Consider the following 14,768-nt stretch of genomic DNA (forward strand, 5'->3'; position numbering starts at 1 on the left):
TTAAATCTCATCAGAACAGTATATGAGCGACACCGGCGATCACTGGAAGGGTAACCAGTGTTCTGAGAATGAAGATGATAAACAGCTCCAAAAGGGTGACGGGGATTTTACTGCCCAGCAGCAGAGCGCCCACTTCAGAAAGATATATCAGCTGTGTCAAAGAGAGCGCGGCAACCACAAAGCGGGTCATTTCATTTTCAAATGAAGCGGCCAGAATGGAAGGCACAAACATATCGGTAAAGCCGATCATCATCGTGGTTGATGCGTCCTGAGCTTCAGGGATTTGCAGTAGATTCAACAGCGGCACAAAGGGCATGCCTAAATACTGAAACACCGGCGTGTATTCCGCAATCATAAGTGCAATGGTGCCGACGCCCATAACCACTGGTAAAACACCAAATACCATATCAACGGCATTTTTTATGCCTTCCTGAAAAACAGTGATTGGATTTTTGATCTTTGCCGCTTTTTCCAGAGCCATTTCCATGCCCCAGCTAAAGGCGGTGCTACCTTCAGGAATGACTTCACCGTCTTCGGTGCGTGCTTTGCCGCAGATGAAAATATCTTTCTTGCGGGATAGTGGTGGCAACTTTGGAACAATCATGGCGGCAACGATACCTGCCAGACATACGGTTAAGTAGAACTGGGCAAACATATATTCCAGCCCAACCTGGGCTGCAACTACCAGAGAGAATGTGATGGATACTACCGAAAAGGTGGTGCCAATAATGGCGGCCTCTCTCTGAGTGTAATAGGAGTTTTCGTACTGTTTGCTGGTCATCAGGATGCCAACACTGCCATCACCCAGCCAAGAAGCAATACAGTTGATAGAGGAGCGACCTGGTAGATTGAACAATGGACGCATGACCTTTGTCATGAGCGCGCCAAGCAGCTCCAGTAAGCCAAAGTCCATCAGCAGTGGTAACAGAAGACCAGCAAAAATAAAGACAGAGAACAGGGTGGGCATTAAGTCATTCAATACCATGCCTCCGGTGGCGCTGGACCAGATCGCCTGGGGGCCTGCGTTGAAATAGGTGGCCAGTATAAAAATCATTCCTATCACTCGAACCAGGCACCACGGTGCTGAAACGTTCAGCAGAGAAGCAATAAATGGGTATCGGTTAAGCCAGCGAGGCTCAATGGCTTTGATAAGGAGTGTCATGACGCCGGTAATGGTAACCGCAATAGTGATAATCGTGGTGAGTTCATCTTGCAGGGTGGATTTCAGGCCGCTGGCAAGGATGGCCACAGGAATGGTGAAATCGCCATTGTAGCTGACGGGAGTAATGAACAGCAGAATGCCAGTCAAAGAGGGGACAAGAAAGGTGAGCCAGTCTGTCAGACTGAGTTCTTTTTTGGGTATAGCGGTAAACTGCTTCATAACACGCCTTGGGTTTGGAGTTATATCCAAAAATCGTATTCAGACAGTGTAGATTTTCTGCCTAATAAGTAAACAAAGGAATATGTTCGGTAAATAACTACACATATCTGTATATGTCACAAACAAGTTGGTGATATATATAACGATATATTGAATTAATATGCATTTTAATTCAATAAATATTAAGCTTTGGGGAAGGTGTTTTGTACTTGATAAATAACGCCTTGCCGGTATTCATTACCAGCAAGGCTCGGTAGATCACTTAGCCTCTGTGATAACGTTGTTCTACAAAAGGCATTTTACTTACCGTCATTGCCAGCTTTTTACCCCGAACAACAGCATATACTTCCGTATCCATTTTGGCGAAACCGGAATTAATTAATGCCATGGCAATTGGAGATCCAATCGTTGGTCCGAAAGTACCTGAAGTAACCCTGCCAATGACCTCATCCTGCTCATTGACCAGCTCGGCGCCTTCACGAACCGGTGCCCGGCTATTACCAATCAAGCCGACACGGCGTGTTGAAACATCTTTGGTGTCAATCTGATGGAGTACGTGGGCGTGACCAATAAATCCACCGGCTCTTTCCCCGCCGGTACGGCGGCATTTGCTGATGGCCCAGATCAAACCACCTTCGATAGGAGTGGTGTTTTCATTGATGTCGTGTCCGTACAGGCAAAGACCCGATTCAAGGCGCAAGGAATCACGGGCGCCAAGGCCGGTCAGCTCTACTTCGGGCTGATCCAGTAGGAGCTGGGTGACTTTCTCGGCACCCTTTTCCGGAATGGATATTTCAAAACCATCTTCGCCGGTGTAGCCGGAACGACTGATAAAACAGGTGATGCCATCAATGTCCAGATGCAGTGAATCCATAAACACCATATTGGCTACTTCTGGCACCAATCGTTGTAAAGCTGTCACAGCTTCAGGCCCTTGAATGGCAATCAAGGCGCGATCGTCCAGACGCTCCAGAGTGACATCATCGGGAAGGTGCGCTTGAATATGAGCAATGTCCTGTTCTTTGCAGGCTGCATTGACGACTAAGTACAGGTATTGCTCATAACGGGTGATCATCAAGTCATCGAGAATGCCACCGTTCTCGTTGGTGAACACTGCATAACGCTGTTTGCCTACTGGTAGATCAATAACATCAACCGGAACCAGCGTTTCCAGAAACTGATCGGCTTTTTTGCCAGTCAGTGTTAACTGTCCCATATGAGAAACATCAAACAGTCCGGCTTTATCGCGAGTGTGCAGGTGCTCACCTTTAACGCCCAGAGGATATTGAACCGGCATTTCATAGCCCGCAAACGGCACCATCTTGCCTTGGTTGGCTACGTGGAGGTCAAACAACGGTGTTCGTTTAAGTGTCTCGGTTGACATGAATCAGTCCTCCATATCCTGATAGCTTTCGATGCTCGGGCATGAGCAGATTAAGTGACGGTCGCCGTACACGTTATCAACGCGGTTGGCGGCAGGCCAGTATTTACTGAGTTTGGTGGCCTCGGATGGGAAAGCGGCCACTGTTCTGCTGTAAGGGCGTTCCCACTGGTCATCAGCAATGTCTGCTTGAGTGTGTGGGGCATTGACCAATGGGTTGTTATCGGCTGGCCAGACACCACTTTGCACCTGATCAATCTCGTTTTTGATAGAAATCATGGCTTCGATAAAGCGATCAATTTCTTCTTTGGATTCCGACTCTGTGGGTTCAATCATCAGAGTGCCCGCCACGGGGAACGACATGGTGGGAGCGTGAAAGCCGTAATCCATTAAACGTTTGGCAATATCTTCTTCAGAAATACCGCTGGCTGCTTTGATGGGACGAATATCAATGATGCATTCGTGAGCAACCCGATTGTTGCGACCCTGATATAGAATATCGTAATGGCCAGTCAATTGGTTGGCCATGTAGTTCGCGTGCAGGATGGCTTCTTCCGTTGATCTTCTCAGCCCACGGCTGCCCAGCAGAGTGATGTACATCCAGCTGATTGGCAGAATGGAAGAGCTGCCGAAAGGCGCGGCAGATACAGCGCCAATGTCGTTTTCACGTTCTTTGATCGGGCTGATTTTATGGTTGGGCAGATAAGGCGCCAGATGACTTTTAACACCGATGGGGCCCATGCCCGGACCACCGCCGCCATGAGGAATGGCAAAGGTTTTGTGCAGGTTCAGGTGAGAAACATCGGAACCAATATCCCCCGGCCGTGAAACGCCCACCATGGCGTTCATATTGGCGCCATCCATATACACCTGACCGCCATGGTCGTGAATGATCTGACAGATGACTTTTATTTCTTCTTCGTAGACGCCGTGGGTTGATGGGTAAGTAACCATCAGCGCCGACAGGTTGTCACTGTGCTCTTCAGCTTTGGCTTTCAGGTCTTCCACATCCACGTTACCGCTGTCGTCACAAGCCACAATGATGATTTCCATGCCCAGCATGGCAGCGGATGCCGGGTTGGTGCCATGGGCAGAGGATGGGATCAGGCAGATGTTGCGGTGACTCTGACCGTTGGCTTTCTGATAGTTACGAATGGCCAGAAGACCGGTGTATTCGCCTTGGGCACCAGAGTTTGGTTGCATTGAGATAGTGTCATAACCGGTGATCTCAACGAGGGAAGCTTCCAGTTGACGAATCATGGTCAGATAACCCGGCACCTGATCGCTGGGGGCAAATGGGTGAATGCTGGAAAATTCTGGCCATGACACCGGCAGCATTTCGGCAACGGCGTTCAGTTTCATGGTGCAGGAACCCAGGGGAATCATACCGTGAACCAGTGAGTAGTCTTTGTTCTCCAAGCGTTTCAGATAGCGCATCATGTCGGTTTCTGAATGATGGGTATTGAACACCGGGTGAGTAAGAATGTCATCTGTACGACGATGATCTTCTGACAGGCCTGAGGCAGGCTTGCAGTGAGTGCTTTGATGGTTGTTGCTGGCGATTTGGCGATCGATTGAATCAATGTTCAACTCTTTGCCTTCACCCATAAAGATATTGAATAATTCGATCAGGTCGGCTGAAGTCGTCGTTTCATCCAGACTGACGCCGATACGATTACGGCCAATTTGTCGTACGTTGCAGCCTTGTTTTAAAGCTCTTTTGACAACTTTTTCCTGATCGCTGCCCACTTTGACGGCCAGAGTATCGAAGAAGGTGTCGTTGCAGCTGAAGCCCATTTCGGTCAGGCCGTGATGCAGGATTCGGGTCAAACGGTGAACCCGTTCAGCAATGGTTTTCAGACCTTCCGCTCCGTGATAAACCACATAGCTGGCGGCCATATTTGCCAACAGAGCCTGTGCCGTACAAATATTGGATGTGGCCTTTTCTCGGCGAATATGTTGCTCACGGGTTTGCATGGCCATGCGCAATGCCTGATTGCCACGGCTGTCTTTAGAAACACCGATGATGCGCCCGGGAATGGAGCGTTTCAGTTTTGCGGTGGTGGCAAAAAACGCGGCGTGCGGACCACCAAAGCCCATTGGTACACCAAAACGCTGACTGTTGCCCAGCACGATATCGGCGCCCAGTTCGCCAGGGGATTTCAATAAAGTCAGTGCCAGTAAGTCGGAAGCCACAGAAACCATTGCGCCTTGCTGTTTGGCGAGGGCGGTGATGGATTCGACATTAGTGATTGAGCCATAAGTGCCTGGGTATTGGATTTGTACCCCGAACACATCGTGGTTATCGAGGTCGGTCAGTGGGTTGCCAACAATGACGTTAATGCCCATCCACTCTGCACGGGTTTTGATCACATCAATGGTTTGTGGGTGAACGTCATCGGCAACAAAGAAAGCGTTGGATTTGGCTTTTTGGCGGCCAACGCTGCGCAGACAAAGTGTCATGGCTTCTGCGGCCGCTGTCGCTTCATCAAGCAAAGAGGCGTTGGCGATTTCCATGCCGGTGAGATCCATCACCATTTGCTGATAGTTCAGCAGCATTTCCAGTCGGCCCTGGGAGATTTCTGGCTGGTAGGGAGTGTAGGCAGTGTACCAGCCTGGGTTTTCCAGCAGGTTTCTCAGGATAACATTGGGCACATGGGTGTTGTAATAGCCCATGCCAATATACGACTTGTTAACGGTATTTTGTTTTGCCAGAGCCTGGAGTTCGGCCAATGCTTGCGGTTCTGTTTTTTCACTGGGCAGGTCAAGCTCTCTGCCAAGTCGAATTCTGCCCGGTACCGTTTCATCAATCAGTTCTGATAGGTGTTGGTGACCAAGCACTTCCAGCATCGCATGCTGTTCTGCAGAGTCGGAGCCAAGGTGTCGGTGAGTGAACTGTTCGTTGTTTTCCAGTTCAGCCAATGTTGGCAAGGTGACAGGTTCTTTATTAACGGCCATGTTGCTGTCCTGTTTTAGTCTTACGTTGGTCTTAATATTGTTGCGGTTCTAATGTTTAAAACTTGCGTTTGAATCCGGTGTCAGTGGGCCTGGATCAGCAGGCCACGACGTTCACCGCCAGTCCGCCCATGGCGGTTTCTTTGTATTTATCCTGCATGTCCATGCCTGTCTGGCGCATGGTTTCGATCACATGATCCAAATGAACGTGATGAATGCCATCACCCTTCATGGCAAGACGCGCTGCGTTGATTGCCTTGATGGCGCCCATGGTGTTGCGCTCGATGCAGGGGACTTGAACCAGTCCGGCGATTGGATCGCAGGTCAGGCCCAAGTTATGTTCCATGCCAATTTCAGCGGCATTCTCGATCTGTCGGTTATCGCCACCCATCACCGCACACAATGCGCCAGCGGCCATGGAGCAGGCGACACCTATTTCTCCCTGGCAACCCACTTCAGCGGCCGAAATCGATGCGTTCTTTTTGTACAGCATGCCGATGGCGGAAGCGGTGGTGAGGAACGTGCAAATACCGTCTTTATTACTACCGGGCACGAAGCGATCATAATAAGCGAGGACGGCGGGTATCACGCCGGCAGCGCCGTTGGTGGGTGCTGTGACGACTCGGCCGCCCACCGCATTTTCTTCATTGACGGCGATGGCGAACAGGCTGACCCAGTCCATCACTTCCAAATGGTCTTTCTGATCTTCAGGCTTGTTTAATAATTCCTGATGTAACTGATGAGCACGGCGGGGGACGTTCAATCCGCCGGGCAGAATACCGGTTTGCTGGCAGCCTCGGTTAATGCTGCTTTCCATAACGTGCCAGATGTTGAGCAAGTCGGCCTTGATGTCTGTCGTTCTGCCCAGGTGCTTTTCATTTTCAGAGACAATTTCAGCGATGGACAAGTGAGTTCTGTCGCCAATATCAAGAAGGTCTTGTGCGTTTTGGAATGGGTGAGGAATGGTGGTTGTCGAAGTGGTGGGCTGATTTTTCTGTTCCGTTTCCTGTTCATTGAGAACAAAGCCGCCACCAACAGAGTAAAAATGGTTTTGATAAAGCTCTATGCCGGCTTCATCCAAGGCTCTCAGCGTCATCCCGTTGGGGTGTTTGGGGAGCGATTGGCCTTTTAAAAAGAGCAGGTGTTGATCTTCGATAAAAGCAATGGTTTTTTCTTTACCAAGGTGTAACAGACCGGATGATCGAATGTTATCAATAATAACCGGAGCCGCATCAGGATCGATAAGGTCCGGCTGTTCACCGGACAACCCTAGCATGATGGCGGTATCCGTGGCATGACCATGACCGGTCATGGCAAGGGAACCGTAGAGCTCGATCCGAATTTGTTGAGTTTTCTCGAACACAGCTTCAGCTTTGAGTTCAGCAAGAAAACGATTTCCAGCCACCATGGGGCCAACCGTATGGGATGACGAGGGGCCAATACCTACTTTAAATAAGTCGAGAATACTGAGGGGCATCACCAGGACTCCATTTTCCAAATCCTTCATTTATTTTGTTGGCATTTGTGCTTGTTATAAGTTGTTATGGGGAAACGGTTATATGCGGCAGATTTATTTAGAAGGATTTGTTATATCTGCTGGTGCTGCGTTTGTGTTTCCTTATAAAAAGCGTATCAAGAGCCAATGGTCGCTTCAATAGAAAAGTTTCCAATAGGAAACAAAGTGTCACATTGAGTGCTTCTTGCAGATTGTAGTGTATTATGGATTTCTTGCTACGTGATGCGAATTGAACAGGGGCAGGGTATGGCAGAGTCAACGGAATTTCTCAAACAAAATCAATATAATAAGCCATCAGTCGTGATTAATAGACGGGTCGGGGTGGATCACTCTGGTGAGGGGAAGCCTGAGTCAAAAGTCACGCCGCTTGAGCTGGGCAAACGAGTGAGAGATATTCGTTTAAGCCAGAATTTAACCTTGGAAGAAGCCAGTTTGAAAACTGGGTTGGCTCGCTCAACCCTGTCAAAAATTGAAAATGAACAGATATCCCCCACCTTTGCTGCAGTGACCAAGCTGGTGGATGGACTTGGAATTGATTTGCCGCAGCTTTTTTCCCCGGCACCTGAAAACAGTGGTGCAGGCGGCCGTCGTGATATTACTCGAAAGGGTGAGGGTAAGATTCATCCAACCACCACTTACGAGCATGAGCTGCTGGCGACTGAGCTCTCTGGGAAGAGAATAATTCCCTATCGAACCACGGTGAAAGCCCGTTCTTTCGATGAATACGGGGAGTGGGTTCGACACGATGGGGAAGAGTTTTTGCTGGTGCTTTCAGGCAGCCTCGAACTCTATACGGAACATTATCAGCCCGTAGAGCTGTTTGAGGGGGACAGTGTTTATTACGATGCTCAGATGGGGCATGCCCTGGTATCGACCAGTGAATCCGATGCGGTCATTCTCTGGGTAACCGCTTGAATCCCTGATGAAAATAGTGGTTTTAGGTGGTAGAATTCTCCGGCTTTTTACCGGGAGGTTGTTCGTTTGCTGTCACACTCACTGAAACGATATGTGTTCCCGGCCGTAGTACTGGTTATTGCAGTGCTGGCTGTACTGGGAACCCGCCCAAGGCTTAACAGCTTTCAGGGGCAGATCATGGGGACAACCTATAACGTCAGTTATGTGTCTGACCTGTTCAGCCATCCGGTGGATGATATCTCGAAAAAAGTCCATGCTGCGCTGGTGGATGTGGACCAGAGAATGTCTACCTATAAACCCGATTCAGAATTGATGCAGTTCAACCGTTCGGAAGTTGGGCTGCCTTTTAAGGTATCGCCGGATCTGGTGGATTTGATTGTTCAGGCGGAAGCCATTTCGGTGATGTCTGATGGTGAGTATGACGTCACCATCGGCCCGCTGGTTAATCTCTGGGGTTTTGGGCCTTCCGGAGACGTATTGGATCAGGCAGAAACGGTTAAAGATGCCATTAATTCTACACAGTTCCAGGCGTGGGTAAGAACTCAGTATGGCGAGCTTCCCAGTGAAAACGCCATTAATGAAGCACTGGCAACGGTGGGTTACCAACATCTTGTAGCCAATACGCAGGATTCAACGTTAACCCGCGAGTTACCTTTGTTTGTGGATTTGAGCTCCATTGCCAAAGGTTATGGGGTCGACAAGGCGGCTGAAACACTTCGTAAAGAAGGGATTGATGACTATTTGGTGGAAGTGGGTGGAGAGGTTGCCGTCCATGGCATGAAACCCAATGGTCTGCCCTGGCGGCTGGCAGTGATTGGGCCGGAAATGGGCAAAAACGGGGTTTCTGCCCTGGTGAAGCCCGGCGATAAATCGCTGGCAACTTCCGGTGATTATTTGAATTTTTTTGAAGTGGATGGTCAGCGCTATTCACATACGATTAACCCGTTAACGGGCTGGCCAGAAGCCAAGCGAGTGGCGGAAGTGGCGGTCATTGCAGACACCACGGCCCGGGCCGACGCTCTGGCGACCATGTTTATGGTGCTAGGGGATGAAAAAGGCCTCGAACTGGCGAACCAGCTGGGTATTGCAGCCCGTTTTGCCTATTATACGGGTGAAGGATTTGAAACCGTGACCAGTGAGGCGTTCAAGCCTTATCTGGTCCACTAATGGAGGAATCAGCAATGACGATGATGCTGATTACATTCGGCGTATTTTTAACCCTGATTGCTGCCATGTCGGTGGGAGTGATTTTTGCCAACAAACCCATCAAAGGTTCTTGCGGTGGTTTAAGCACGCTTGGCTTGAAAGACGGTTGTGTTATTTGTGGAGGCGGCGATAAAACCGATCCACTGTCTGAAATGAATGAAGACCTGTTTTATGACGCCTCAGCAGCGGGCGATAAAACCAAAGCGTAAAACCAAAGCGTAAAACCAAAGCTTAAAACAATGTTCAGCACAAAAGAATGCAGTCCGGAATAAAAGACGCCTTATGGATTTTTCATCAAGGCGTTGGCCAATAAAGCTGATAATCAGCCGGGGGAATCCAATGTATGGGTGTCAATAAATACGACCTGGTCATTCTTGGGTCAGGGCCAGCAGGTGAAGGGGCGGCGATGAACGCCGTCAAGCTGGGCAAAAAAGTGGCTGTGGTTGAGCAGTACAATTTTGTCGGTGGTGGTTGTACTCACCTTGGCACCATTCCTTCCAAAGCGCTTCGCCATTCCGTTAAACAGATCATGGACTTCAACACCAACCCCATGTTTCGGGAGATTGGTGATCCGCGCTGGTTCAGTTTCCCAAAAGTATTGAAGCGGGCGGAGTCGGTGATTCAGAAACAGGTGCAGTCTCGCACCATGTATTATGCCCGCAACCGGATCGATCTTTATTTTGGTCGTGGTGTCTTTCTGGATGAGCATGTTCTGGAGGTCACCGAGTCTAACGGCAATACTGAAAAGCTCTATGGTGCCAATTTTCTGATTGCCACCGGTTCTCGACCTTACCATCCACCGGGTGTGGATTTTCATCATCCGCGAGTCTTTGATAGCGATACTATTCTTGAGTTGTCGTCTACACCGCGGCGCATGATTATTTACGGAGCGGGTGTTATTGGTTCCGAGTACGCATCTATTTTCTCCGGCCTTGGTGTGCTGGTGGATCTGGTGGATACGCGGGAACGGTTGTTGTCGTTCCTTGATAAAGAAATTTCCGATGCGCTGGGTTATCAGTTGCGGAAAATGAACGTGATTATCCGTCACAATGAAGAATTCCAGAAACTGGAAACCTTGGATGACGGTGTTGTGTTGCACCTGAAATCGGGCAAAAAGCTGAAAGCAGATATGCTGCTCTGGGCCAACGGCCGAACCGGCAATACGCAGGCTATGGGGCTGGAAATGCTTGGCTTGAACCCCGATGGTCGAGGTCAGTTAGCGGTAAACGAAAGCTATCAAACGGCACTGCCCCATATTTATGCGGCGGGGGATGTGGTTGGCTGGCCAAGCCTTGCCAGTGCGGCATACGACCAAGGACGTTCAGCAGCTGCCCATTTGTGTGGCAGTCAAGACTGGCACTTTGTCAATGAGGTGCCCACGGGGATCTATACCATTCCTGAGATCAGTTCGCTTGGTAAAACGGAAGAAGAGCTGACGGCAGATGCGGTGCCTTACGAAGTTGGTAAAGCGTTTTTTTCCCGGTTGGCCCGGGCGCAAATCACCGGTGAAGTGGTGGGTATGCTGAAGATTCTCTTTCATCGGGATACTTTGGAAGTGCTGGGGATTCACTGCTTTGGTGACCAGGCTTCTGAGATTGTGCACATCGGTCAGGCCGTTATGCGACAGAAAGGCGATGCCAATTCGTTGCGCTATTTTCTGAATACCACATTCAACTATCCGACCATGGCAGAGGCTTATCGTGTGGCCTCGCTGGATGGTCTGAATCGTTTATTTTAAGCTCAATCTCAATCATCACCGGAGATCGACTCCGGTGACTTTTAAGAAGCTGTTCATGATCTTTTGCGAATAGCGAAAACGAGGAGAAAATGTTCCTGTTTTTCAGTTTTTTGAGGCGCATAGTGGTGCTACGCAACGAAGAAAACTGAAAAACAGGGGCGTTTTATCATCGTTTGCAGCTCGCAGAAAGCTTGTGAACAGCTTCTAAAGATCAGTTATTCTGCATGTACTGGCTTGGGTCGATGTAAATGCCCAGGGAGCGTTTATCAATACGTTTCTCTTTCTTCTCGGTTTTTCCCACTTCCTGGTATCTGAACACCACGGTATCCCCGACGCCAACGTCGAGTTTGCTGTCAGCGGATAAGTACTTAAATTCGTCGCCAGCAACGGTCAGGGTATGGATGTAATAGTCCGGCATACCTAACCAGTTACTGTGTGGCCCCTCGCTGTTGACCGCTTCAAGCAGGCCACGGCCTTCCAGCTTAGGCTGGCGCTTTTGAAAGTTTCTTTGCATAGGACTTTTCTCAGGATGAGTGTGTGCGGTTAGTTGGTTTAATTGGATCTTGAACGGCGTTTGTTACGTTGACGCCAGTTAACAATAACATTCCAGCGCCAGATAATCCGAATCATTGTGTAGCTAATAAAGCCAAGAACGACACCGGAGATCGCAGATCCAAGATAAAGCGGTTTCCAGATTCTCGCCAGCCCTGACCCAAGCCCTTGCAGAGTAAGTTCAAAGGAGGATTCATTAACGGGTACCTGAAGGATAAGACAGCCTATTTTATAAGTAAAATAGAATATGGCGGGCATGGTCAGAGGGTTTGTGATCCAGACCAGGGCAACAGAGAGTGGTAAGTTGCAGCGGAACAAAATGGCCAGGCAGGCCGCCAGTACCATCTGAAATGGCATGGGAATAAAGGCAACGAAGATGCCTACAAAAAAAGCGGTTGCAGCGGATCGACGATTCAGTTGCCAAAGGTTTGCGTTGTGAAGCGCGCTGCCCAGAAACCGGAGGTAACGGTTTTCTTTAATCGTATGGGGTTCGGGCAAATACCTTTGAATCAGTTTTTTCGCCATGGGTTACCAATTGGGTTACATCATAAAATCAGACCGGAATGCTATGACTTTAGATCATGGTCGATGAAAGTTACCAACTTTCTTCCAGCGCTTGATCAATCGTTTCAGGCATTGCCAGACAGGCAAATCCATTCACTTCAACTAAGCTTGCTTCTTTATCGACCCGATCAATAAAAATTTACAGGGTGAAGCGGCGATAAGGTTTCCGCGATTTTGTGCGGAGGGTCACGCTTTTAGCCAAGTCAAAGTCGGCAATTATGCACTGAAAGAACTATCAACACCACGTGGAAAATACATCCTTTACGTTTAATACAACTTGCGGTGCTTTAGTTATGAGCATCGCGTTGATGGTTGCGTCTATTGTCATCGACGGGGCTGAGTTGTCGATGGTGCTTATGCTGCTATCAATGCTCGGAATAGTGGCGCTTGTTCGTTGTTTTCTGCGTGCTTTATTACCCTACGGCTTTATGGCGCTGGCAGGTTGTGTGATTGCCGTTGTTGCTATTAAGCACTTTCAACAAATCTACATTCATCCAATTCCTGGCGGAGATTTTGAACTGATCGGGGAGGTTGTCAGTGCGCCATTGCAGCGTGGAGAATCTACTCGATTTGATTTTGAGGCGACGAAAGGCGTTGCAAAGGATGGGTTTTCCGGAAGGGTAAGGCTCAGTTGGTATGATGCTCCGGCGTTGCAGGCGGGGCAGCGTTGGTCTTTGGTTGTGCGGCTGAGAGAGCCTCATGGTTTTGCCAGTGCGGGCGCTTTTGATTATGAGGCGTGGTTGGCTCGGGAGGGAATTCATGGTGTCGGTTATGTTCGCGATGCGACGTTGTTGGGCGAAAGTGAGTATTGGGGTTATCGGTTTCAGCAATTAAAACAGAGGTTAAAACATTGGCTCGTTACTGAATTATCAGAAGCGGTTTCGGGTGTGTTTTCGGCGCTGCTGCTTGGTGATAAATCTGGCGTGCCCTCTGATCTCTGGGATTTGTACAACCGGACAGGCACGACGCATCTGCTGGTAATCTCAGGATTGCATATTGGATTAATGGCATGGCTTGGTTTTAACCTGGCGTCACTGTTGGCAATATCGGGCATGCTTCCGTTAAAGCGCATTCCGCTGATTTGGTTTAAATCATTCTTTGGTATTGGCCTGGCGATGATTTATGCGCTGCTGGCAGGCTTTAGTATTCCTGTGCAGAGGGCGCTGGTGATGACGGTGGTTGCTTTGCTCTCCTGTTGTTTTGGATTAAGGGCTTCATTAATAACACTCTGGGTATTTGCGCTCACTATTGTGCTTATGCTGGACACGTTGGCGTTTACCAGTGTCGGGTTCTGGTATTCGTTTATTGCGGTGGCAGCATTGTGCATTGGTTTATCCGGCAGGCCGGGCATTCCCTCTAAGTGGCAACGAATACTGAAGCCTCAGTGGCTGGTGTTTGTGGTGCTGCTTCCTTTATTGCTCACGAATGGACAATCGGTTTCTTTGCTGTCTCCTCTGGTTAATTTAATAGCGATTCCAGTAGTGGGTGTGATGATTGTTCCGTCACTGTTGTTAGCTGGTGGTTTGTTTATATTTGTGCCAGATATCGCTACTCAGATAATTCATTTTTCTGGAGCTCTATTAGAATTTTTGCATCAGTTTTTGCAATGGATAGATCATTGGCGTTTGTTAATTCCACCAAGACCAACCGTGCAAACCGCAGAAATGGTTCTGGCGATGTTGGGTGTGTTGTTATTGATACTGCCAGCAGCTTTGAGGCTTCGCTGGCTTTCTGTGTTTATGTTGTTGCCACTGATATTCACCCGCGAGCGAATTCCGGAATATGGCGTCGCTGAAATATCGGTGCTGGATGTCGGGCAGGGTCTGGCCGTCGTGATCAGAACAAACCAACACGTCATGGTCTACGATACTGGTGATCGATTCTCGGAAAGCTTTACGGCTGCAGACAGTGTGATGATTCCATTATTAAATCGCCTCGGTGTGCGAACTCTCGATAAGGTGATGATTTCCCATGGCGATCGTGATCATGCCGGCGGCGTTGGTGCGTTGATTCAGCGGTACGGCGAATTTGATTTGATCGCTGGTTCAGAGTTGCCTGCCTACAACAACAAAGCCAGAGCGTGCGGCAAGGGTGAAACATGGAATTGGGATGGTGTTGAGTTTCAGATACTGTCCGGTGGCAATCAACGGCGCAGCAACGATGCATCCTGTGTGCTGAAAGTCACTGCCGACGATAAAAGCATGTTATTGCCGGGGGATATCAGTCATCGAATTGAACGACAGCTGATGGATGAAAGTTATGAATGGTTGAAATCGGATGTATTGCTCGCTGCGCATCATGGTAGCCGCTATTCATCCGGAGATGGTTTTCTGGCGGCGGTGAAGCCGGAGGCGGTTATTTTTTCCACCGGCTTTGCCAATCGATTTAATCACCCCTCGCCGGAAACCGTCAGTCGGGCAGTGGCGGCTGGAGCGAATACGTTCAATACGGCCGAAGATGGGACGCTGAGTTTTCATTTGAGTACTGATTCATTGATCATCTCCGCCTATCGAAAAACACACGATCGTTACTGGTGGCGATAATGGCGTCGCAAAAATGG

Annotated in this window: 11 protein-coding genes; 5 read left to right on the forward strand and 6 right to left on the reverse strand. The window is 49.1% G+C overall.

Annotated features, from left to right (window positions below; translation table 11 throughout):
• Positions 1-10: 10 nt before the first annotated feature.
• The 4 genes from AKL11_RS19725 to AKL11_RS19740 all read right to left on the reverse strand — a co-directional run bounded on the left by AKL11_RS19725 (position 11) and on the right by AKL11_RS19740 (position 7,194).
• Entirely contained in the window at positions 11-1,381 is a 1,371-nt protein-coding gene (locus AKL11_RS19725) for a YjiH family protein (RefSeq protein ID WP_067520946.1), read from the reverse strand.
• Between the two features lie 262 nt (positions 1,382-1,643).
• Entirely contained in the window at positions 1,644-2,765 is a 1,122-nt protein-coding gene (gcvT, locus tag AKL11_RS19730) for a glycine cleavage system aminomethyltransferase GcvT (protein ID WP_067520949.1), read from the reverse strand.
• Positions 2,766-2,768: 3 nt separating this feature from the next.
• Positions 2,769-5,720, reverse strand: coding sequence for an aminomethyl-transferring glycine dehydrogenase (gcvP, locus tag AKL11_RS19735; RefSeq protein ID WP_067520952.1), 2,952 nt, complete (start codon positions 5,718-5,720; stop codon positions 2,769-2,771).
• A gap of 94 nt (positions 5,721-5,814) precedes the next feature.
• Positions 5,815-7,194 carry an L-serine ammonia-lyase gene (locus tag AKL11_RS19740; RefSeq protein ID WP_067521384.1) on the reverse strand — a complete coding sequence of 460 codons (1,380 nt, stop codon included), beginning with the start codon at positions 7,192-7,194 and terminating at the stop codon, positions 5,815-5,817.
• A gap of 285 nt (positions 7,195-7,479) precedes the next feature.
• Between AKL11_RS19740 and AKL11_RS19745 the strand changes: the two genes are divergently transcribed.
• From AKL11_RS19745 to sthA, 4 genes are all read left to right on the forward strand, one after another.
• Positions 7,480-8,148 (forward strand): helix-turn-helix domain-containing protein, encoded by a 669-nt coding sequence (locus AKL11_RS19745; RefSeq protein WP_095210573.1) that lies wholly within the window; start codon positions 7,480-7,482, stop codon positions 8,146-8,148.
• A 66-nt stretch (positions 8,149-8,214) separates the two neighbouring features.
• A complete protein-coding gene (locus AKL11_RS19750; protein ID WP_157673678.1) occupies positions 8,215-9,315 on the forward strand; it encodes an FAD:protein FMN transferase in 1,101 nt (366 codons plus the stop codon).
• A gap of 14 nt (positions 9,316-9,329) precedes the next feature.
• Positions 9,330-9,563: a (Na+)-NQR maturation NqrM gene (nqrM, locus tag AKL11_RS19755; protein ID WP_067521393.1), complete on the forward strand. Its 234-nt coding sequence runs from the start codon at positions 9,330-9,332 to the stop codon at positions 9,561-9,563.
• 134 nt (positions 9,564-9,697) lie between these two features.
• On the forward strand, positions 9,698-11,092 hold the full coding sequence (sthA, locus tag AKL11_RS19760; protein WP_067520957.1) for a Si-specific NAD(P)(+) transhydrogenase: 1,395 nt from the start codon (positions 9,698-9,700) through the stop codon (positions 11,090-11,092).
• A gap of 211 nt (positions 11,093-11,303) precedes the next feature.
• On the opposite strand, the gene AKL11_RS19765 is transcribed toward sthA, so the two are convergent.
• A complete protein-coding gene (locus tag AKL11_RS19765) occupies positions 11,304-11,606 on the reverse strand; it encodes a hypothetical protein (RefSeq protein ID WP_067520960.1) in 303 nt (100 codons plus the stop codon).
• Positions 11,607-11,644: 38 nt separating this feature from the next.
• Positions 11,645-12,169: a DUF2062 domain-containing protein gene (locus AKL11_RS19770; protein WP_067520964.1), complete on the reverse strand. Its 525-nt coding sequence runs from the start codon at positions 12,167-12,169 to the stop codon at positions 11,645-11,647.
• Between the two features lie 332 nt (positions 12,170-12,501).
• Here AKL11_RS19770 and AKL11_RS19775 point away from each other — a divergent pair, with 332 nt between their 5' ends.
• Positions 12,502-14,751 carry a DNA internalization-related competence protein ComEC/Rec2 gene (locus tag AKL11_RS19775; RefSeq protein WP_067520967.1) on the forward strand — a complete coding sequence of 750 codons (2,250 nt, stop codon included), beginning with the start codon at positions 12,502-12,504 and terminating at the stop codon, positions 14,749-14,751.
• The last annotated feature ends 17 nt before the right edge of the window (positions 14,752-14,768 follow it).

The sequence above is a fragment of the Endozoicomonas ascidiicola genome (assembly GCF_001646945.1).
GTDB lineage: Bacteria > Pseudomonadota > Gammaproteobacteria > Pseudomonadales > Endozoicomonadaceae > Endozoicomonas > Endozoicomonas ascidiicola.